A 20,235-nucleotide genomic window follows, 5' to 3' on the forward strand; every position below is an offset into this window, starting at 1 on the left:
CCAATCCGGCTTGTCGAACTGAGGATGTGTCACTAGGCGAGGTGACGAGCGGCCAGCGCCGCAGCCGGGGAGAGATCGGTGGCACCGGACTCGGCGTACGCAATCAACGCCCGCTTCATCCGCGGGTCCCAGGTCGTCTTGACGTGGTTGGCGATCGCGACGGCGGCGTCCGCGGGGGAGCGGTGGGCGAACTGTGCGGCGATCTCGTTGGCCAACCGCACGTACGACGGCACGCCACTCATCGGTTGCCTACCGCAACAACAGAGGTCGCGACGATCAGATCGACCTGGACGGCGGTGACCTTGTATTCCGGGCAGTTGGTCGCCCAGTCGGAGCTGTCGGTAGTGACCACGTTCGCCCCGCTGACCGGGTGGTGGAAGGTCGTGTAGCAGACCCCAACAGGCATCCGATCGGAGATCTTCGCCCGAAGCTCGGTCCGCCCGACCCGGCTCGACAACGCGACCATGTCCCCGTCCGAGACGCCGCGTACTTCGGCGTCGTGCGGGTGGATCTCCAGCATGTCCTCGGGATGCCAAGCGACGTTCGCCGTGCGACGAGTTTGAGCACCCACGTTGTACTGCGACAAGATCCGCCCAGTCGTCAGGATCAACGGGAATTTCCGCGTCGACCGTTCCGACGTCGGCACGTACACGGTCTCCATGAATCGACCCTTGCCCCGGGTGAATTTGTCGGAGTGCATGATCGGCGTACCCTCCGGATGCTCGACGTTGCACGGCCACTGGATCGACCCCAGCTCGTCCAGCTTCCCGAACGAGACGCCGGCGAACGTCGGTGTGGTCATCGCGATCTCGTCCATGATCTGCGCGGCCGAGTCGTAGTGCATCGGGTACCCCATCGCTTGCGCGATCTCGCAGATGATCTCCCACTCCTGCTTGCCGGTCCGCGGCGCCATGATCGGCCGGACCCGGTTGATCCGCCGCTCGGCGTTCGTGAACGTCCCGTCCTTCTCCAGGAACGATGTCCCCGGCAACAAAACGTGCGCGAACTTGGCCGTCTCGTTGACGAACAGATCCTGTACGACGAGCAATTCCAATGCACCCAGCGCCGCAAAGACGTGCTGTGTATTGGGATCAGACTGCGCAATATCCTCGCCCTGGACGAACAATGCCTTGAACGAACCGTCGATCGCGGCGTCGAACATGTTCGGGATCCGCAACCCGGGTTCGTTCAGGATCGGCGTACCCCAAAGCTTCTCGTAGATGTCCCGTACGTCGTCGTTGGACACGTGCCGATATCCGGGCAGCTCGTGCGGGAACGACCCCATGTCGCAGGATCCCTGCACGTTGTTCTGCCCGCGCAACGGGTTCACCCCGACGCCGCGGCGGCCGATGTTGCCGGTCGCCATCGCCAGGTTGGCCATTCCCATCACCATCGTCGAGCCCTGGCTGTGCTCGGTGACGCCGAGCCCGTAGTAGATGGCCGCGTTCCCACCGGTCGCGTACAGGCGCGCCGCCGCCCGGATCTCTGAGGCCGGTACGCCGGTGATGTCGGCGACCGCCTCCGGGCTGTGCTCGGGCTGCGCGATGAACGATTCCCACGCGTCGAAGTCCTCGCACCGGCTCTCGACGAACTCACGATCGACGAGGCCCTCGGTGACGACGACATGGGCGAAGGCGTTGATGATCGCGACGTTGGTCCCGGGGGCGAGTTGCAGGTGGTGCCGGGCCTCGATGTGCGGCGAGCGGACCAGGTCGATCCGGCGCGGGTCGGCCACGATCAGTTGCGCGCCCTGCCGCAGCCGCTGCTTCATCCGGGACGCGAACACCGGATGCCCGTCGGTCGGGTTGGCGCCGATCACCAGGATCACGTCGGCGTCCTCGACCGACTTGAAATCCTGCGTGCCGGCTGACTCGCCGAAGGTCTGCTTGAGTCCGTACCCGGTCGGCGAGTGGCAGACCCGCGCACACGTGTCGACATTGTTGTTCCCGAAGACCGCCCGGACCATCTTCTGGACCGTGTACACCTCTTCGTTCGTGGTCCGCGACGACGTGATCGCGCCGATCGAGCCCTGACCGTGAGCGGCCTGAATCTCGCGCAGCCGCCGCGCGGTGAACGAGATCGCCTCGTCCCAGGAGACAGTCCGCCACTCGTCCGCGATCGTGTCCCGGACCATCGGCTCGAGCACGCGGTCCGGGTGACTCGCGTACCCGAGCGCGAACCGGCCCTTCACACACGAGTGCCCCTCGTTCGCGCCGCCGTTCTTGTACGGAACCATCCGAACCAGCTCATCACCGCGCAGCTCGGCCTTGAACGAGCACCCAACTCCGCAGTACGCGCACGTCGTCAACACGGTCCGCGTCGGCATCCCGAGCTCGACCACCGACTTCTCCTGCAACGTCGCGGTCGGGCACGCCTGCACACACGCCCCGCACGACACACAGTCCGACTCGAAGAACGACACCCCGGCGCCGGCCGCGACCTTGGAATCGAAGCCTCGCCCCTCGATCGTCAGCGCCAAAGTCCCTTGTACTTCGTCACATGCGCGAACGCAGCGCGAGCACGCGATGCACTTCGACGCCTCGAAGTCGAAGTACGGGTTGGAGGAATCGGTCGGCGCATCCATGTGGTTCGCACCTGCGTCGACACCCGAGCCGTAGCGGACCTCGCGCAGTCCGGTGACGCCGGCCATGTCCTGCAGCTCGCAGTCGCCGTTGGCCGAGCAGGTCAGGCAGTCGAGCGGATGGTCCGAGATGTACAGCTCCATGACGCCACGACGTAGCTTCCCGAGCCGCTCGTTCTGCGTGCGGACGTTCATGCCGTCGCGGACCGGCGTAGTACATGAGGCCGGAGTACCTTTCACTCCGTCGATCTCGACCACGCACAGCCGGCACGATCCGAATGCTTCCAGGTTGTCGGTCGCGCACAACTTCGGTACGTCGATCCCGGCCTCCTTCGCGGCCCGCATCACCGACGTACCGGGTGGGACTTTCACTGCCACCCCGTCGATCGTGAGCTCAGTGGTGGCGTCGCCCGGGCGGGCCGGCGTACCGAAGTCGGGCTCTTTGAGCAGGCTCATGCGTTGAAGTCCTCTCCGAAGTGGCGGACGGCGCTACGTACTGGCATCGGGGTGAGGCCGCCCATCGCGCAGAGCGAGCCGTCGGTCATCAGGTCACACAGGTCGTCAAGGAGCGTGAGGTTCTGCCGACGGTTGTCACCGGCAACGATCCGGTCGATCGTCTCGACGCCACGGACCGCACCGACGCGGCACGGCGTACATTTGCCACACGATTCGGCCGCGCAGAACTCGAACGCGAACCGCGCCATCGCAGCCATATCCACGGTCTCGTCGAAGACCACGATCCCGCCGTGCCCGACCATCGCCCCGGCCGCCGCGAACGCCTCGTAGTCCATCGGCAGGTCGAACTGCTCAACCGGCAGATACGCGCCGAGCGGTCCACCTACCTGTACGGCGCGCACCGGCCGACCGGACGCCGTACCGCCGCCGAAGTCGTTCACCAGCTCGCCAAGCGTGATCCCGAACGCGGTCTCGACGATCCCGCCGCGAGCAACGTTCCCACCAAGCTGGAACACACTGGTCCCTAACGACCGGCCGGTCCCGTACTGCGCATAGGCCGCCGGACCGTTCGCCAGGATGACCGGGACCGTTGCTAGGGACAACACGTTATTGACCACCGTCGGTCGACCGAAAAGCCCTTCTAGTGCAGGGATCGGGGGTTTCGCGCGAACCATTCCACGCTTACCCTCGAGACTCTCCAGCATCGAGGTCTCTTCGCCGCAGATGTACGCCCCCGCGCCAACTCGGACCTGCAGGTCGAAGCCGAACCCTGAGCCGAGCACGTCCGGCCCTAACCAGCCTTCTTTTTGAGCGACCGCGATCGCCGTCCTCAGGGTCGCGACCGCGTCCGGGTACTCCGACCGCAGATAGACGTACCCTTCCGACGCGCCAACGGCGTACGCCGCGATCGTCATCCCCTCGATCAACGTGAACGGATCGCCCTCGATCAGCATCCGATCCGCGAACGTCCCCGAATCACCCTCGTCCGCGTTACAACACACAAACTTGAGCTCCGCCGCCGCCCCGAGGACCGTCCGCCACTTGATCCCGGTCGGAAACCCCGCACCACCACGCCCCCGCAACCCCGAGTCGACAACCGCCTCAACCACGTCCGCCGGCTCCATCGCGAGCGCTTGGCGCAACCCACTCATCCCGCCGTGCGCTACGTACTCAACGGCCGAGACCGGATCGATCACCCCGACCCGAGCAAACGTCAACCGCTGCTGCCGCTTCATCCACGGCAGCTCCTCCACCAGTCCAAGCCAGTTGTCAGTCGCGGTGCCGTCGAGCATCCCGGCCGCGATCAGCCCATCCACATCCTCAGGCGCCACCGGCCCATACCCAACCCGCCCCGCCGCCGTCTCAACCTCAACCAACGGCTCCAGCCACAACATCCCCCGCGACCCGGTCCGCACTACGTCGGCATTATTGCTGCCAGCAACGATCCGCTCGGCGACCTCATCCGCACCCACCGAGCGCGCGGCCGAATCCCTCGACACATAAACCTTCATCGAGCCTCCCCGAGCAACGCGTCAAGTCTGGCCGGCGTAACTCGCCCGTACAGTCTGTCGCCGACTTGCACCGCCGGCCCGAGCGCACAATTCCCGAAACAGAACACCTCGTCGAGACTCACCCGCCCGTCGTACGTGGTCTCGCCGAACCCACAACCGACGGTCCGCTTGGCATGCTCCGCAAGCTCGACCGCTCCAACAGACCGACAAGCCTCGGCCTGACAGATTCCGACGGTTGTCCGGCCGGCCGCCGTACGCCGGAAGTCCTTGTAGAACGTGACGACACCATGCACCTCGGCAACCGCAAGATTCAGCACGTCCGCGATCACAGCCGCGTCATCAGGCGCGACGTACCCCAACTCCTCCTGCACCGCATGCAGTATCGGTATCAACGCACCCCGAAGCCCCCGCAACTCAAAGGCAATCTCCCGCACCCGCCCAGCCCGCCGCGAACTCAGACCAGGCTCAACCGCAATCACCTCACGCTCCATGTATACAACATCCCGTCGCCCACCCCACCCGGTCAAAGCAATGCTGCCTATCACCCAATAGCCCCCGCCTATCACCCGTCACCCAATGGGTCCTGAGCACAAGCCCGCCCACCCACCGACCGAGCCGCAGACACAGCCCCACCCGCCAGTCACCCGCAGCCTGATGGCCGGCGTGGCCCCGCCCTATCGGCCGTCGAGTCGTGGAGATGGGCGTGTCCACCTGCCCGCCGAGTCGTGTGAATCGGTCGACGACCCATCCGCCGAGTCGTGGATCCCACTCCCCGACACGCCGCCAAAACGACCCCAAATCCACGACTCACCGCCAGTACGGCGGGCTGGCCCCGCGAGACGGCAGTTGGTCCGACCAGCGGAACGCAGAAGAGGAGGACGTCAGTCAGTCGACGGGGCCTTGAACATGAGACGGGGAGTGGAGACACCCAATGGGGACTGGAGACATGAAATAACCTGTCTCAGCCCACCAGGGGATGTCTCACGCCCCCCGCAGCTGACGTCGCCCTGGCAGGCGGACCGCACGCATCCGCCCACCGGCGACTAGGCGGCCGCTCGGTACCGGGTCCGTGAGCACGACCCGTTCCCGGACTACGTCACCGCTGTGTTCACAGCTCTCAGCGGCTCCGGGCGTAGCTGCGTCCTTCCCTGGTCGTGGTGGTGTGTGTCAAGTGTCGAAGATCCCGCAGGGACGCCGAAGGCGCACTTGACTCACGCCGCCCCGACTAGCACGATCACGCAGCCCGGAGACAACCACAACCCATCCGAAGGCCCACCGCCGTACGACGCGCCTGCCGCCCCGCCGACGTACCTGCGCTGCAGACGCACCCGCTGAGGTACGCCGCGTCCGCCGCCCACCGACGTACCTAGGCCCGCCGATGCACCCGCTGACGTGCTCCGTATCCGCTGCCCACTGACGTACTTGCGCCCACGGACGCATCCGCTCACGTACGCCGTGTCCGCCGCCCACCGACGTACCTGGGCCTGCCGATGCACCCGCTGACGTACGCCGTGCATCCGCCCCCACGCCGCACTCATCGCCTAGCGACGCACCCGCGCCGACCGGCGTACGCCGCATCCGCCGCCCACGCCGTGCTCACCACCCCACGTCGTGGTGCCGGCGTACGACGTGCGCAGGTCCTAGGACGTGCCGAGGACGAAGGTTTGGATTGCTACTACTGCGGCTCCTCGGGCCCATTCGCTGAAGTCTGCGGGTTGTAGGACCATCGTCACCTCGGCGCCCGAGGGGTGACGGTCGGCATGGAGCGCGGCTAGGAGTTCGTCCTGGGCGACTTCGGCTAGGCGGACGCCTTCGCCGCCCAGGACTACGAGCTCGGGCATGGTGAAGTTGGCCGCCGCGGCGATCAGCTTTCCCAGCGCTCGGCCTGCGCGGCCGACCACCTCGCGGGCGCCCGGATCGCCCTTGGCGGCGAGGTCGAGTGCCTCCTCGTATCCGACCGGCCGGCCCACCGCCGCGCCGACCTGCTCGGTGACCGCGCTGACTGTCAGCAGGCTGAGCGCACATCCCCGATGACCGCGATCACAGCGCGGCCCGTCGGGGATCAGCGGGTGGTGTCCGATCAGGCCCAGCGTGACGTCCGGGCTGTCGACGATTCGCTTGTGGATCACGAGTCCGTAGCCGACCCCAGCGCCGATCGTCAGCAGTACGAACCGATCGGAGTTCCGGCCGGCGCCGAACCAATGAGTGGCTTCGGTCAACGAGGTCAGGTCGTTTGCGACTACGACCGGCACGCTCGTGCGCCCGGTGAGGATCTCGCCGAACGGTACGTCGACCCAGTTGAGGTACGGCGCCCAGCGGACTTCCGACCCATTCGCGACCCGTCCGCCGAGCGAGACGCCGAGTCCGGTGATCGGCGTACCGCCGGGGACTTGGACTGCTAGCTCGTCGGTGAGTTCGAGGACGAGTTCGGCGACCGCGGACGGGGTGGGGTCGACGAGCGGGCGTTCGACGCTTGCGATCACGTCTGCTCGCAAGGTCGTCAGTACGCCGATTGCCGAGTCGCCGGTGAGTTTGATGCCGACGAAGTGGTGTGCGTTCGGGTCCAGGTCCAGCGGTTGTGACGGGCGGCCGACCTTGGCGTCGGTCGGGCCGCCTTCTACCTCGACCAGGAGGCCTGACTCGACCATCGGTTTCGTCAGGCGGGTCAGGCTGCCGGGCGACAGGCCGACGCGTCGGGAGAGTTCGGCGCGCGACAGCGGCCCGTCGAGCAGGATCTCCAACGCCACCTGCCGCGACGGACCGGACAACGGCTGCCAGGCACCCATTGCGTCAGCGTAACCGGCAGATCAGCGTCGGCCGATCAGCGACGGCGGACCGGCGACCGCGGACATGGGGCTGCGGACCAGCGACGGCGGACCAGCGTCGGCGGACGGGCGTCGGCGCACCGGCGTCGGCGCACCGGCGTCTGCATGGTCGGTGGCTCGACGCCGACGGCGTACGGCGATGGCGACATGGATGCGAGCTGGGTGGCGCAGATGGAGGGGAGTTGGGGCGTGTGGTGGGGGGAGGACGCCGGGACGTGACCCGGTCCGCGGTTCTGGCCGCACAAATCCCGGCGTCATGCTCACCCAAAGACAGCCAGATGTCCACACCCCTCGAATCGAGTGAACACCGTGGCGGCGCAGTACCCAACTCTCCTCGAAGTATGCAACGGATTCCGGCCGGCGGTGCCTGGACAACGCTGTCAGATTGCTCTCAGCGAACTAGTGCGGCAGCTTGCGGGTGTCGATCAGGTGCTGGGCGACGTCGCGCAGCTTGGTGTTGGTGTCCTGGGAGTACCGCTTGAGGATCGCGAACGCCCGGTCCCCGTCCACGTCGAACCGTTCCATCAGGATGCCCATCGCCTGCCCGACCAGCTTCCGCGCGTCGACGGCCAGCGCCATGGTCTCCTCCTGGCGCGCGGACGCCAGCGCGACCGACGCGTGCTGCCCGAGGATGTGTGCGATCGCCTCGTCGTCCGCGGTGAACGCGTCCGGCTCCGGGCTGTACAGCCCTAGTACGCCGACCGTCTGTCGCGCTGCGTCACCCGTTGCCAACGGTACGTCGAGCACACTCCGTACCCCGAGCGCCGCAACCTTGGCCGCCCACTCCGGCCAGCGGTCGTCGGCGGTGGTGTCCGGGATCAGGATCGCCGTTCGTTCGCGCAGTGCGGTGACCAGCGGACCGGTCTCGCTGGCGATCTGCAGCTCGTACACATCGGCGACAACCGGGTCGGTGACCGCGGCGATCTCGGCCCGCGAACCGCGGGTGTACAAGGCGATACCGGCGTACGTGCAGTTCAACGCCTGCAGGGCGAACTGCACCACGGCATCAACGGTCTCCTCGACGCCGGGGGCGTCGTGCAACTCGATCGCCAGGCGGGCAAACGTGTCCGCCGAGGCAGCGAGGTCAGGCTCGGTCACAGAGACTCCAGGGCGTGCTCATGCAAGGGGCACGGACATCATGCAGCCCAAGCCTCATGGAGTGTTAGCCGAACCCGGAAAAACGGCGATCCGACCGGCCGTCGGGCCTCCCGAGAGACCAGTCCCAGGTACGGCGGCGTGCTGCCTACCTGGCCGATCGGTCAGCGGTCAGCACGTGAGCGCCGGTCTCACGGTGGAGGCGTTCGAGCTTGCTCTCGTCGTTGCCGACTGCGCTGAGATGCGACTCGGTTGTGACGATCACGACCGGAATATTGCGGCGCTTGACCAGCCGGATGAGTGCGTCGAAGGCGACCGGGTCGGTGCGCAGATGCTCCACGAAGACCTTGCAGAGGCGAGCTCCTTGCTGATCGGCGAGCGCCGCCAGCTGGTCCTCTGCTCGGGCTAGCTGATGGCAGGTCATCGACCGGTGATGCCGCAGATACCCGACCGCGAGCGCTGGTTTCATGGCGTGGTCCTTCGTGGTGGACGAGGCCGGCGCCGGTCTCAGGGGCTTCACAGCGCCGGCCTCGCCGATCGAGGAGAACGACACCCAGTTCAGCCGACGCAGCCGTGGGCCGGGAGGAGCGAATACCGTGCACTAGGCAACGACCCGTGCAGAACCTGTGCACTGCGCGCCAAAATCGCCGGGCAGAGCGTGTGTTCGCGGTGCTAGCTTCCGGCTACAGTGAGTGGTCTGGTCCAGGATCGCGAAGAGGCTGCATGAGTTCGCCCAACGAGTTGTTCGCCGCGCTGATGGATGATGCCGGTTGCTCGCGAAGCGCGCTCGCCAGGGACGTACGAGAGCTGGCCGTAGCCAGGGGACTCAAGGACATCCGTTGCGACCACGTCGATGTCGGGCGTTGGTTGAACGGGATGGTGCCGCGCGGTGAGAAACCTGCCCTGATCGCCGAGGCACTCGGTCGGCGACTCGGGCGCGCGTTGTCGCTGGGCGATCTGGGCTTTGCCGGCGGGCAGCCGTTGACGTTGGCATTGTCGTTCTCCGAGTCGCGCGATGCGACGATCCGTACCTCTCGCCTGCTCTGGACAGAAGACTTGAAACGCTCGGAGTTCCTCCGCATGGCCGTCAGCGCGGGCTCGCTGACCACCCCGATGGCGCGGTGGCTGGTCTCGCCTCCGGCCGATCCGCCGTACGGCACTGGTAGTTCGCGACGAGTTGGCACCGACGACGTCGACGCCGTACGGGCGACGCTGCACATGTTCGAGAGTCTCGATCATCAGTTCGGCGGTGGACACGCTCGCTCGGCCGCGGTCCAGTATCTGAGCGACGCGGTGACCCCGCTGCTGCACGCGAGCTACACCGATGCGATCGGTCGGGAGTTGTTCTCGGTGGCGGCGCAGTTCACGTACAAAACCGGTGCGATGGCCTACGACGTAGGCATGCACGGACTGGCGCGTCGCTACTTCGTCCAGGCACTGAACCTCGCTCATGCGTCCGGAGACCGCCCATTGGGTGGCAAGGTGCTGGCGCTCATGAGTCATCAGGCCAACTACCTCGGCGAGTATCAAGAGGCGGTTGATCTGGCGAGAGCTGCTGCGCTCGGTGCACGCGGTCAGGCCACTGCGCGGACCGCGGCGATGTACGCCGCCATGGAGGCGCGAGGCTTGGCAAGCATCGGCGACAAGCGCGCCTGTCTACGCATGATGAAGGACGCCGAGACGAGGTTCGCGCGGGCTTCGGGGGCTGAGGAGCCGGATTGGATCGGGTACTTCGACCAAGCCGAACTCCAGGATGAGCTGGCCCACTGTTTCACCGCGCTCCGGGCGCCGAGAGACGCCGAGCGCCATGCGAATCTCGCGCTGAGCCAGTCCTCCGACCTGCATCCGCGGAGCCGCACGTTCTGCCGGATCTCGCTCGCCACCTCTTACCTCGACGCGGGTGATGTCCCGCGTGCGTGCGATACGGCCGTCGAGGCGGTCGCGGCCGCGGGACGGATCAAGTCCGCGAGGGTCCGCAGCTACGTGCGTGGGTTCGATCGCCGGCTGAACGAGTTCGGACATCAGCGGTCGATCACGGAGTTTCGCGAGCGTGCTCGGGTGCTGTTGGCTGCTTCCTGAGTGTCAGGTTCCCGGTGTCCAGGATCGCGGAGCGTCAGGGGTGCGGAGGGAGGCGATGCGGGTGGTGGCTTCGGTTCTTAGGCGGGGTTCGCGGGTCAGGCGGCTGAGGAGCCAGGCGGTCATGCGGAACTCGCGGAGGGCGGCGTAGGTGGTGAAGCCGGGCCAGGTGCGGATGTCCCAGCCGTACGCCTCGACGAAGGCGTTGTATTCGGAGTCGGAGTACCAGCCCAGGCGCTGGTAGACGGCCGGTACGACCAGGTCCCACTCGCGGGGGCCGAGGCTGAAGCGTTCGAGGTCGAGCAGGACGGCTCGGCCGCCTCGGCCGCGGACCGCGTTCTTGCGGTTGGCGTCGCCGTGGATCACGCAGACCGGCAATCCTTCGGTCACGCGCGTGAAGCCGGCCTTGAGCTCTTCGAGTCGTTCGGTGAGGAAGCCGCGGTCGCTCGCGTTCAGCTCGGGCTCGGCGGCCGCGAGGTGCTCATCCAGTCGCACGAACGGGTCCAGCGCCGGGATGTCGAAGTTCGTCGGCACCGGCAGGCTGTGCAATTGACGCAGCAGCGCGGCGAGTTCCGCCGTACTGGCCATTGATGCTTCAGGGATCTCGTGCCACAAGGTGACGACGTGGCCGTCGACGCCGAACGGCTGCTGGATCGAGTCGAGCGGCTCGACCGCCGGCAGACCCTGCGTCGCGAGCCATCGTCCGGTACGAACCTCGCGGAGCGCCCTGTCACCCGCTGCGGATGTTGCGATCCGAGCGACCGTCCGTCCCGGCAGACGGAACACCGCGTTGTCGGCGATCGGTCCCAGCAGTTCGATCCCAGTGTCGTCGAGGCCGAGCCTCGCGGCGACCGCCCGGACCACCGCGTACGCCGCCTCGCGATCAACCGCCATACGAGCAGTCTGTCATCCTCTCGCTCTCCAAGAAGCAATCCGCCGAAACGGTCAATGAGAGCTTTCGGGGGTGGTTAGAGTGAGCGGCATGGCGGACTTTTCTGGTCTGTTGAGTGGGCGGACTAGTTGGCGGCGGGAGTTTGCCGCGCCTATGCGCGCCTTTCTGCGGACCGAGGCGGGTAGTTCCGGGGTGCTCGCGGGCGCGATCGTGCTCGCTTTGCTCTGGGCGAACGTCGGCTCGGGGACGTACGACGACTTCTGGCGGACGGAGCTCTCGGTCGGGCTCGGTGGCGACGTACTGAGTCTGGATCTGCGGGAGTGGATCAACAGCGGTCTGATGACGCTGTTCTTCCTGGTGGTGGGGCTGGAGGCGCGGCGCGAGTTCGATCTCGGTGATCTGCGGGACCGCAGCCGGCTCGTGCTGCCCATGCTGGCCGGGATCGCCGGGATGATCGCGCCGGTGCTGATCTACCTGGGGTTCAACGCCGGCGGACCGGGGTCGCACGGCTGGGGTGTCGCGATGTCGACCGACACCGCGCTCGCCCTGGGCCTGCTCGCGCTGGTCGGTCGCGGCGTGCCGGATCGCGTGCGGGTGTTCCTGCTGACGGTGTTCGTGGTCGACGACTTGCTGGCGCTGGTGGTGATCGCCGTCGTCTACAGCGAGGACATCAAGCTGATGCCGCTGCTGCTGGCGATCGTCGCGTTCGCGATCGTGCTGACGCTCTCCCTGTTCCGCGTCCGCAAGACCTGGGTGTACGCCGTTCTCGGCATACTCATGTGGGCCGCCATGCTGAAGAGTGGCGTCGACCCGGTCGTCGCCGGACTCGCGATCGGGCTGACGGCACCGGCGTACTCACCTGGGCGCGAGGAGCTCGAGGAGGCGACCGGTCTGTTCCGGCTGTTCCGCGAGCAGCCGACGCCGGAGCTGGCGCGATCCGCGACCGTCGGACTGACCACGACGATCTCGCCGAACGAGCGGCTGCAGTACCTGTACCACCCGTGGACCAGCTACCTGATCGTCCCGCTGTTCGGCCTCGCGAACGCCGGTGTGGCGATCGACGCGACGTTCCTCGGGCAGGCGTTCGCCTCGCCGATCACGCTCGGCATCCTGGTCGGGTACGTCGTCGGCAAGCCGATCGCGGTGACGTCGGTGTCCTGGCTGCTCGAGCGTCTCACCGGCGGGCGGATCCGGCCGGGCGTGGGCTGGGCCGCCGTTGTCGGCAGCGGGACGATCGCCGGTATCGGCTTCACCGTTTCGTTGCTGATCGCAACGATCGCGTTCGACGGGACCCAGCTGGCCGAGGCAAAGGTCGGTCTGCTGTCGGCGGTGATTGTGGCGTCGGCGCTGACCTGGCTGGTGTTCCGCGCGGCCAAGCTGCTCTCCCCGCCGAAGAAGGCGCTGGCTCTGCTCGGCAACGCGGAGCAGCTCCAGGACCTGACCGACCCGGTCGATCCGGAGCGGGACCACATCCGCGGTCCGGAGAACGCGTCGGTGACGCTGGTCGAGTACGGCGACTTCGAGTGCCCGTACTGCGGGATGGCCGAGCCGATCGTCCGCGACATCATGAACGACGACGATCTGCGCTTCGTCTGGCGGCATCTGCCGTTGTCCGACGTACACCCTCGCGCGCAGATCGCCGCCGAGGTGGCCGAGGCGGCGGCCGAGCAGGGCGCGTTCTGGGAGATGCACGACCTGCTGCTCGCGAACCAGGACAAGCTCCAGCCGGCCGACATGATCCGGTACGCCGAGCAGCTCGGACTGGACGCCGACAAGCTGCACGACGAGGTGAAGCGGCACGTGGCCGCGGCCCGGGTCGCGCAGGACGTGGAGTCCGCCGACACCAGCGGGGTGTCCGGTACGCCGACGTTCTTCGTCAACGGTCAGCGGCACTACGGTGCGTACGACGTGGAGACGCTGAAGGCGGCGATCCACGTGGCTCGGGCCCGGGCGAAGATCACCGAGCGGCGTGGCTGAATCTTGATGCACTAGGGCATTTCTGCCACTGTCGCCGTACTGCGGCGCTGTCTGACCCTAGGTGCATGACCACACAGACCAAGCAGATCGACCAGGCCGCCGTCGCGCACTTCGCGGAACGGCTGGCATACGAGACGGACGTGTCCGATGTCGCCTCGGACATCGGTGCCGGGGTGACGGGCTGGGTGCTGATCGACAGCCGCAGTCAGGAGAGCTGGGACCAGGGCCACGTGCCGGGTGCGATTCACCTGCCGACCCGGGAGATCGCGGCTCGCGCGGCGTCCGTCATACCTGAAGGCGTCGCTGTCGTGACCTACTGCTGGGGGCCGGGGTGCAACGGTGCGACCCGCGCTGCGCTCGAGTTCGCGAAACTCGGGTATCCGGTGAAGGAGATGATCGGCGGGTTCGAGTACTGGGTGCGTGAAGGCGCTCCGGTCGAGACCGCGGACGGGATCGAACGCCGGCTGTCCGACCCGCTGACCGCGCCGCGGGGAGTCGCCTGCGCGTGCTGAAACCCCTGTGAACGTTGAGTTTTACACAGCTCGAACTCGCCGTGGTGATCCGCTGACTCTCTGTGCGTTACCCTCGTAGTAGACGTGTGTAGCCCCGTGACGCGAGGAGACGGTGTGACTGATCAGCCGATGAACGACGGCGGGCTGGTCGCGTACGGGATCGACACCACGCGTCCCAGTGTGGCTCGGGTCTACGACTACGCCCTCGGCGGCAAGGACAACTACGAGTCCGACCGTGCGCTGTATCGGCAGATCATGAAAATCGCACCGGAGACGCCCGAGTGGGCTCGGGAGAACCGGCGCTGGCTCAGCACCGTGATCACCTGGCTGGCCGAGGAGGCCGGCGTACGGCGGTTCATCGACGCGGGATCCGGGTTGCCGACCGCCGAGAACACCCATCAGATCGCCCAGAAGGTGAACGCCGCCTGCTCGGTCGTGTATGTCGACAACGACCCGTCCGTGGTCGCCCACGGGCGGGCGCTGCTACTCGACAACGACCGGACCCAGTTCGCCGCGGCGGACCTCACCAAGCCCGAGGAGGTGCTGGCGGACCCGGCGGTCGCAGGGCTGCTGGCCGCCGGTGAGCCGGTCGCGCTGGTGATGGCGCTGATGCTGCACCACATCGCCGACTACGAGGAGACGCGGGAGATCACCCGCAAGTACGCCGAGGCGCTGCCGCCGGGCTCGTTTCTGGCGATCACGCACGCGTGCAACCCGGGCGACGGCGGTCCGCTCGACCAGCTTGTGACCGAGTTGGTCGAGAAGGTCAAGCACGCCTTCCCGACGCTGGCGTTCCGCTCGGTCGAGGAGATCTCGTCGCTGTTCGGCGGGCTGGAGATCCTCTCACCGGGCGTCGTCCGGCTGGCCGAGTGGCATGTTCCCGGCGTCCGCATCGACGAGCCGCCGCTGACCGGTGCCCGCGACGCGATTTACGGCGGAGTCGCCCGCAAGGCCTAACCCAGCCCGCAAGGACTAGCCCAGCCCGCAAGGCCTAGCCGAGGTTCGCGAGGTAGTCCGCGTTCCCGCGGATCGCGGCTTCGTAGCGCTTGATCTCCGCGGAGTCCACCTTGTCCGCGATCACCAGCAGCAGCGTGGCCAGCGCCTTGTCCTTGTTCCCGGCCGCGTGCAGCGTCAGCGCCTTGAACACCCGCAGCGAGTCCGACTCCGGGAACTCCGCGCACGCCTGCTTGAACACGTCCAGCGAGTCGTCGAAGCGCTCGAGATTCCGCAGGGTGCTCCCATACTGCAGCAGGCACTTCCGGCGGGTCTCCCCGGTCAGCCCGGGCAGCGCGCGCTCGTAGTACCCGACCGCCTTCTCCTCCTGACCGGCGGTGTCGTACGACCCGCCGACCTCGTAGAGCACGTACGGGTTGTCCGGATTCTCGCTCAGCAGCTTCTCGAAGAAGGCGATCGTCGGGCCCATGTTCGCCCGGTCCCGCCGGGTGAACGCCTCCTCGATCGTCGCAGCCAGCTCCGGCGTCAGATCAGTGGTCACAACTCCATCATGCCGCGTCGGTTTGCTGGGTCGGGCGTTGCTGCCAGGGCCAGGACCCGGAGATCTCGACTTCGAGCGCGAAGCTGAGCACGGTCCGGATCACCACGATCAGCCCGAGCACCAGCACGCTCTGGACCGAGGTCTCGACGATGATCGTCCGGATGATGTCGCCGACGATCAGGATCTCCAGGCCGAGCAGGAAGTCCACCATCCAGAAGTACTAGTCAGGCGGCGCTCTCCGCACTCGACTCGCGGGGGCGGATGTTCTGGTTGAGGTGGAAGATGTTCGCCGGGTCGTACGCCGTCTTGAGCTCGGTCAGCCGGGCCAGCTTGGCCGGCGGGAACGCGCGGTTGATCGGGTCGTCGTTCAGCGTGTTCACATACGCCCCGCTCGCGTACGGCGCCAGTGTCGCGGCGTACTCGCGCAGCTCAGCGATCCGGGTCTGGTCCTCGGCCGGGTCCTCCCACCGCGTCGCGGTGACGAACTCGAACTGCGTGTCCCGCTGGCTGAACGCCGCGTCCTCATCGGGTACGTCGGCGATCACGCCGCCGTACGCCTGGAGGCTCGCCGACACACCGGGCGTCCGCAGTACGGCGCGGATCGCGTCGTCGGTCAGCGCCTTGAAGTAGTGCCCCTTCCAGTACCGCCGGTACCGGTGACCCTGGACGTTGTCGTCGCGAGTCTGCAGCTTCAGGTACGTCGTCTCTTCGACGACCTCATCAGTCACTGGGCCGAGCGCGCGGAACTGCGGTAGCAGACCGTACCCGCCCTCGCCGACCCACACGTACCCGACCGTCACGGTGTCCGCGTTGATGCTCGCGGTGAGCGTCGCCTCACGCGGCGCGTGCTCGTTCAGGTCCCGCCAACCCCGCAGTACCTGGAAGCCTGCCGACGCAGGGAACGTGAGCTCGACGATCAGCGCCCGGGTCCCGATCTGGTGCAGCTGGAACTCGAACTCGGTCACGATCCCGAAGTTCCCGCCACCGCCACGCAGCCCCCAGAACAGCTCGGGGTTCTCGTCCGCGCTCGCCCGGACGACCTCACCGTCCGCGGTCACGACCTGGTAGGACACCACGTTGTCGCAAGCCAGACCGAACTGCCGGGCCAGCCACCCCATTCCGCCGCCGAGCGTCAGCCCGCCGACGCCGGTGTGCGACACGTTGCCCGCGGTCGTCGCCAGCCCGTACTCCTGCGCGGCCTTGTCCAGCTCACCCAGCAACGCGCCACCCTGGACCCACGCCCGCTTCAGCGAAGGGTCGACGCGGACCGCATTCATAGGAGTCAGATCGATCATCAGCCCACCGTCCGGGACGGCGAGGCCGGCGATGTTGTGCCCGCCGCAACGGACCGCGATCTCCAGCCCGGCGTTCCGGGCGAACCGGACTGCCTCGGTGACGTCCTCGGTGGTGGAGCACCGGGCGACCACGGCCGGACGGCGGTCGATCATCGCGTTCCAGACGGTCCGGGCCTCGTCGTACCCGGCGTCGCCGGTGCGCAGCATCCTGGTCATCGGTCTCACTCCTCGTGGGTTTTGATCTTGTCCACCACCCTGACAGCGAAGCGGTACGCCGATAAGGTCCAGTTGTGTGAGCCGAATGAGGACCAGTTCCGGGGCCGGTGAGCTCCTAGTCGAGCTGCAGCGGGACAGCGGCGTACCGCTGCACCAGCAGCTGGAGAGCGGGATCCGGACCCGGATCCGCGCCGGACTGCTCCGCGCGGAGACCGTGATGCCGTCCACTCGCGCGCTCGCGCAGGACCTGGGGCTGTCCCGCGGCGTGGTCGTCGAGGCCTACCAGCAGCTGGTCGCGGAGGGGTACCTGATCAGCCAGGCCGGCGGATATACGCAGGTCGCGGACATCGCCGTGGTCGAACCGGCGGCCGCCCTGAAGTCTGCGGGCGGTCCGCCGCGGATCGACTTCCGCTACAGCCGGCCGGACGTCTCGCGGTTCCCACGAGCAGCCTGGCTCAGATCGGTACGCCGGGTCCTGAACGAGACGCCGTACCGCAGCCTCGCCTATCTCGACGGCCGCGGCACGGTCGAGCTGCGGACCTCGCTCGCCGACTACCTGAACCGAGTCCGCGGTACGGCGGCCCGCCCGGAGAACATGCTGATCTGCAACGGGTTCGCGCAGGGGTCGCGATTGCTGCTGCAGGTGCTCGCCGCGCAGGGGTACCGGCGGCTGGCGGTCGAGGACCCGTCCGACAACGATCTGCGAGACGTCGCCGTGGCGGCCGGGCTCGAGGCGGTCGGCGTACCCGTGCTCGAGTCTGGTGTCGATGTCGAGGCTCTCGAGCGGTCCGGCGCGGATGTCGTGCTGGTGACGGCCGCCCATCAGTTCCCGACCGGGGCGGTGGCCTCGGCGGAGACGCGGGCCGCACTCGTCGCCTGGGCGGCTCGGCACGACGGGCTGGTGATCGAGGACGACTACGACGCGGAGTACCGCTACGATCGCGAGCCGGTCGGTGCGATGCAAGGGCTGGCTCCCGAGCGCGTCGCGTACGCCGGGACCGCGAGCAAGACGCTGGCGCCCGGGCTGCGGTTGGGTTGGTTGATCCTGCCGGCCCGGCTGGTCGAACCGATGGCGCGGGCGAAGCTGATGGACGATCGCGGGTCGCCGGTGTTCGACCAGCTGGCGTTCGCGGACTTCGTGGCGCGGGGTGAGTTCGACCGGCACCTGCGGCGGATGCGGCCGCGGTACCGGTTGCTGCGGGACACGCTGGTCGACGAGTTGTCTCGGCGGATCCCGGAGTTGGAGCCGGTCGGGGTGTCGGCCGGGCTGCATGTGATGACGTGGTTGCCGCCTGACCTCAGCGAGGAGGCCGTGCGGGTAGCGGCGTTGGAGCGCGGGCTCGGGGTGTACGGGTTGGCGCCATACTGGGTGTCCGGATCGGGTCCGGCCGGGCTCGTCTTCGGGTACGGCTCACTCAGCCAGCGAGAGGTTGTCGAGGGCATCGAACTGCTCGCGGACGCGGTCGCGGCGATCCGCGGTTGATGAATAACTATTCGTTTCGTTGCAATTTGATCCGGACGGTTCTACTCTTGGTGGAGTGATCGCAGCAGCTCGCATCGACGCCCTGATGAACCAAGGCTGGCCCGCCGCGGACAGCACCGAACTCGACGGCTGGCTGGTCCGCCGCAACGCCGGCGTCACGCTGCGAGCCAACTCCGTCCTGCCGGCGAGTGCGCCATTCGACCTCGGCAGGGCCTTGGATTACGTGGAAAACCTGTACTCCGCGCACCAGATCGCGCCGTCCTTCCAGGTTGGTCCGGCGGCGCAGCCCGGCGACCTCGACGACTACCTGGCGGCCCGCGGCTATGAGCTCCGCAACCCGACGCTGGTGATGTGTGCTGAGGTTGCCGACGTCCTCGCGAACCTGCCCGAGCCGACGACGGCAGTGAATATTTCGTCCGCGCCCGATGACAACTGGATGGACTTCTGGTGGTCCGTCGACGGCCGCGGCGGATCCGCCGCACAGGCCGCGGCCCGGCAGATCCTCAACCGCGCCCGCGCCCTGTACGCCGTGATCCCGGCCGGCCCGCCGGTCAAGGCCATCGGCCGCCTCGCCCTGGTCGACGACTGGGCCGGCATCTACTGCCTCGCCGTGGACCCGGGCTACCGCCGGCAAGGCCTCGCCCAGGCGACCATCCACGGTTTGTTGCAGCAGGCAACAACACTCGGTGTCAACCGCGTCTGGCTCCAGGTCGTCGAGGCCAACGCCCCGGCCCGCGCCCTGTACGACCGCCTAGGCTTCCAAACCGTCTCTCGCTACCACTACCGCGTCAGAGCGTGACCTGCTGCAGGTGATCGAGGACCATGAACTCCGCGCCGGTTTTCTGCACTGACGTGCGAAGCGGGGTCAGATCGGTCCAGGGGATGCCGGGGTCGTCGAGGGGTTTGTCGAAGTCGTCCCAGTGGGTGGCGATCACCTTGCGGACCGGCTTGATGGTCCGCAGTAGGAGATCGGTGATGCCGGGTTCGCCACCGGGAGCCGCGAGTACGACGTCGACCTGAAGACCGCGCAGTGCGTTCGGGTCGAAGTTCGCCGTACTCAGGCTGAGGATGCGCACGCCGCCGATCGTGATCACGAACGCGAGCGTGCCGCCCTCGACCAGGTCCTCGATCACCTGCGGGCGCTTCGGTACGTCGTACCGGTAGCCCGGGTACGCGTAGCTGTGCCGCTTGCCGCTGCACGAGTGCAGCGACGGGAACACCTCGATCGTGAAGCCGTCGAAGGGCAGGTATTCGCCGCCGCGGACCGGTGAGAGCAGGTCGTTCTGGGTCCGCATCGCGCGGAGAAGGTTGGCGTGGGTCTCGGTGCAGAGCACGGTCGCCTGCGTCTTCTTCGCGACGTACGGTACGTCGGCCATGTGGTCGTAGTGCCCGTGGTGGACCAGGATGGCGTCGGCCGTGGTCAGGTGCCGGTCGATCACCTCGGGCTGGATCACCAACTTGGTCTTCGGATCCGCACCCTCCGGCGTGAACGTCCCGGTCTTGAACCGGGTCAGCCACGGATCGGTCAGTACGACGGTTTGGCCGCACCGGATCTGCCACGCGTGCGTCCCGAACCAGGTCAGCTCCACCGCCTGCCCGGCCGGGCTCTTTGCCGCGGAGATCGTTGCGGGGCCTGTTGCAGGGATCGTTGCCGCCTCGCCCTGGCTCTCGAGCCCGATCACGCCGGCCGCCCCGACCGCCGCCGCTCCGGTCAGCATTCCCCTCCGACTCACCTTCACCCTGTCTCCTCTCGTCGTCACTGAACTTCAGTCAAGGCGAGGGCGAACGGCTCTGTTGAATATGCTCTCAGGCATGAACCGA

At 67.4% G+C, this 20,235-nt stretch carries 19 protein-coding genes; 6 read left to right on the forward strand and 13 right to left on the reverse strand.

Translation table 11 applies throughout. The annotated features are described in order from the left end of the window. Positions 1-32 precede the first annotated feature (32 nt). The 8 genes from EV650_RS27230 to EV650_RS27265 form a co-directional block, all read right to left on the reverse strand. Entirely contained in the window at positions 33-242 is a 210-nt protein-coding gene (locus EV650_RS27230) for a formate dehydrogenase subunit delta (RefSeq protein ID WP_134121824.1), read from the reverse strand. Continuing rightward, positions 239-3,037 carry a formate dehydrogenase subunit alpha gene (gene fdhF / locus EV650_RS27235; RefSeq protein WP_134121825.1) on the reverse strand — a complete coding sequence of 933 codons (2,799 nt, stop codon included), beginning with the start codon at positions 3,035-3,037 and terminating at the stop codon, positions 239-241. Before fdhF ends, EV650_RS27230 begins: the two co-directional genes overlap by 4 nt. Continuing rightward, positions 3,034-4,548, reverse strand: coding sequence for a formate dehydrogenase beta subunit (locus EV650_RS27240; RefSeq protein WP_134121826.1), 1,515 nt, complete (start codon positions 4,546-4,548; stop codon positions 3,034-3,036). The genes fdhF and EV650_RS27240 overlap by 4 nt, the downstream gene beginning before the upstream one ends. After that, entirely contained in the window at positions 4,545-5,039 is a 495-nt protein-coding gene (locus EV650_RS27245) for an NAD(P)H-dependent oxidoreductase subunit E (protein WP_166678286.1), read from the reverse strand. Before EV650_RS27245 ends, EV650_RS27240 begins: the two co-directional genes overlap by 4 nt. 720 nt (positions 5,040-5,759) lie before the next feature. Continuing rightward, positions 5,760-6,086, reverse strand: a complete 327-nt coding sequence (locus EV650_RS27250) for a hypothetical protein (protein ID WP_134121827.1) — start codon at positions 6,084-6,086, stop codon at positions 5,760-5,762. A gap of 102 nt (positions 6,087-6,188) precedes the next feature. Further along, complete coding sequence (locus tag EV650_RS27255) at positions 6,189-7,334, reverse strand: ROK family transcriptional regulator (protein ID WP_134121828.1); 1,146 nt, start codon at positions 7,332-7,334, stop codon at positions 6,189-6,191. 438 nt (positions 7,335-7,772) lie between these two features. Then, positions 7,773-8,471 carry a GAF and ANTAR domain-containing protein gene (locus tag EV650_RS27260; protein ID WP_134121829.1) on the reverse strand — a complete coding sequence of 233 codons (699 nt, stop codon included), beginning with the start codon at positions 8,469-8,471 and terminating at the stop codon, positions 7,773-7,775. 145 nt (positions 8,472-8,616) lie between these two features. Next, positions 8,617-8,937, reverse strand: coding sequence for a recombinase family protein (locus tag EV650_RS27265; RefSeq protein ID WP_134121830.1), 321 nt, complete (start codon positions 8,935-8,937; stop codon positions 8,617-8,619). Positions 8,938-9,191: 254 nt separating this feature from the next. Between EV650_RS27265 and EV650_RS27270 the strand changes: the two genes are divergently transcribed. Beyond that, positions 9,192-10,547: an NsdA family TPR-like regulatory protein gene (locus tag EV650_RS27270; protein ID WP_134121831.1), complete on the forward strand. Its 1,356-nt coding sequence runs from the start codon at positions 9,192-9,194 to the stop codon at positions 10,545-10,547. Positions 10,548-10,550: 3 nt separating this feature from the next. Here the strand turns inward: EV650_RS27270 and EV650_RS27275 are convergent, their stop codons facing one another. Next, entirely contained in the window at positions 10,551-11,438 is an 888-nt protein-coding gene (locus EV650_RS27275) for an aminoglycoside phosphotransferase family protein (RefSeq protein WP_134121832.1), read from the reverse strand. Between the two features lie 88 nt (positions 11,439-11,526). Here EV650_RS27275 and nhaA point away from each other — a divergent pair, with 88 nt between their 5' ends. The 3 genes from nhaA (at position 11,527) to EV650_RS27290 (ending at position 14,882) form a co-directional block, all read left to right on the forward strand. Further along, a complete protein-coding gene (nhaA, locus tag EV650_RS27280) occupies positions 11,527-13,413 on the forward strand; it encodes a Na+/H+ antiporter NhaA (RefSeq protein ID WP_134121833.1) in 1,887 nt (628 codons plus the stop codon). A gap of 65 nt (positions 13,414-13,478) precedes the next feature. Next, positions 13,479-13,925 (forward strand): rhodanese-like domain-containing protein, encoded by a 447-nt coding sequence (locus EV650_RS27285; protein ID WP_134121834.1) that lies wholly within the window; start codon positions 13,479-13,481, stop codon positions 13,923-13,925. Positions 13,926-14,039: 114 nt separating this feature from the next. After that, positions 14,040-14,882, forward strand: a complete 843-nt coding sequence (locus EV650_RS27290) for an SAM-dependent methyltransferase (RefSeq protein WP_202874926.1) — start codon at positions 14,040-14,042, stop codon at positions 14,880-14,882. A gap of 34 nt (positions 14,883-14,916) precedes the next feature. On the opposite strand, the gene EV650_RS27295 is transcribed toward EV650_RS27290, so the two are convergent. Genes EV650_RS27295 through EV650_RS27305 form a run of 3 tightly spaced genes read right to left on the reverse strand, consistent with a single transcriptional unit; the run spans position 14,917 to position 16,931 of the window. After that, complete coding sequence (locus EV650_RS27295) at positions 14,917-15,420, reverse strand: tetratricopeptide repeat protein (RefSeq protein WP_238174478.1); 504 nt, start codon at positions 15,418-15,420, stop codon at positions 14,917-14,919. A 7-nt stretch (positions 15,421-15,427) separates the two neighbouring features. Further along, positions 15,428-15,631: a DUF1622 domain-containing protein gene (locus EV650_RS27300; RefSeq protein WP_134121835.1), complete on the reverse strand. Its 204-nt coding sequence runs from the start codon at positions 15,629-15,631 to the stop codon at positions 15,428-15,430. A gap of 13 nt (positions 15,632-15,644) precedes the next feature. Continuing rightward, complete coding sequence (locus EV650_RS27305; protein ID WP_134121836.1) at positions 15,645-16,931, reverse strand: FAD-binding oxidoreductase; 1,287 nt, start codon at positions 16,929-16,931, stop codon at positions 15,645-15,647. Between the two features lie 85 nt (positions 16,932-17,016). On the opposite strand from EV650_RS27305, the gene pdxR reads away from it, so the two are divergent. Next, positions 17,017-18,414, forward strand: coding sequence for a MocR-like pyridoxine biosynthesis transcription factor PdxR (gene pdxR / locus EV650_RS27310; protein ID WP_238174479.1), 1,398 nt, complete (start codon positions 17,017-17,019; stop codon positions 18,412-18,414). Positions 18,415-18,469: 55 nt separating this feature from the next. Further along, positions 18,470-19,213 carry a GNAT family N-acetyltransferase gene (locus tag EV650_RS27315; RefSeq protein ID WP_134121838.1) on the forward strand — a complete coding sequence of 248 codons (744 nt, stop codon included), beginning with the start codon at positions 18,470-18,472 and terminating at the stop codon, positions 19,211-19,213. Here EV650_RS27315 and EV650_RS27320 read toward each other — a convergent pair. Then, the gene (locus EV650_RS27320) at positions 19,203-20,153 is read right to left on the reverse strand and encodes an MBL fold metallo-hydrolase (RefSeq protein WP_238174480.1); all 951 of its coding nucleotides are present in this window, start codon (positions 20,151-20,153) and stop codon (positions 19,203-19,205) included. The genes EV650_RS27315 and EV650_RS27320 overlap by 11 nt on opposite strands. Positions 20,154-20,235: the final 82 nt, after the last annotated feature.

Origin of the sequence: Kribbella kalugense, assembly GCF_004365875.1 — a bacterium.
Classification (GTDB): Bacteria; Actinomycetota; Actinomycetes; order Propionibacteriales; family Kribbellaceae; genus Kribbella; species Kribbella kalugense.

Coding starts and splice junctions, on each gene's coding strand:
- EV650_RS27230 (WP_134121824.1), bottom strand. CDS start 242: ATGAGTGGCGTGCCGTCGTACGTGCGGTTGGCCAACGAGATCGCCGCA.
- fdhF (WP_134121825.1), bottom strand. CDS start 3,037: ATGAGCCTGCTCAAAGAGCCCGACTTCGGTACGCCGGCCCGCCCGGGC.
- EV650_RS27240 (WP_134121826.1), bottom strand. CDS start 4,548: ATGAAGGTTTATGTGTCGAGGGATTCGGCCGCGCGCTCGGTGGGTGCG.
- EV650_RS27245 (WP_166678286.1), bottom strand. CDS start 5,039: ATGGAGCGTGAGGTGATTGCGGTTGAGCCTGGTCTGAGTTCGCGGCGG.
- EV650_RS27250 (WP_134121827.1), bottom strand. CDS start 6,086: ATGAGTGCGGCGTGGGGGCGGATGCACGGCGTACGTCAGCGGGTGCAT.
- EV650_RS27255 (WP_134121828.1), bottom strand. CDS start 7,334: ATGGGTGCCTGGCAGCCGTTGTCCGGTCCGTCGCGGCAGGTGGCGTTG.
- EV650_RS27265 (WP_134121830.1), bottom strand. CDS start 8,937: ATGAAACCAGCGCTCGCGGTCGGGTATCTGCGGCATCACCGGTCGATG.
- EV650_RS27270 (WP_134121831.1), top strand. CDS start 9,192: ATGAGTTCGCCCAACGAGTTGTTCGCCGCGCTGATGGATGATGCCGGT.
- EV650_RS27275 (WP_134121832.1), bottom strand. CDS start 11,438: ATGGCGGTTGATCGCGAGGCGGCGTACGCGGTGGTCCGGGCGGTCGCC.
- nhaA (WP_134121833.1), top strand. CDS start 11,527: ATGGCGGACTTTTCTGGTCTGTTGAGTGGGCGGACTAGTTGGCGGCGG.
- EV650_RS27285 (WP_134121834.1), top strand. CDS start 13,479: ATGACCACACAGACCAAGCAGATCGACCAGGCCGCCGTCGCGCACTTC.
- EV650_RS27300 (WP_134121835.1), bottom strand. CDS start 15,631: ATGGTGGACTTCCTGCTCGGCCTGGAGATCCTGATCGTCGGCGACATC.
- EV650_RS27305 (WP_134121836.1), bottom strand. CDS start 16,931: ATGACCAGGATGCTGCGCACCGGCGACGCCGGGTACGACGAGGCCCGG.
- pdxR (WP_238174479.1), top strand. CDS start 17,017: ATGAGGACCAGTTCCGGGGCCGGTGAGCTCCTAGTCGAGCTGCAGCGG.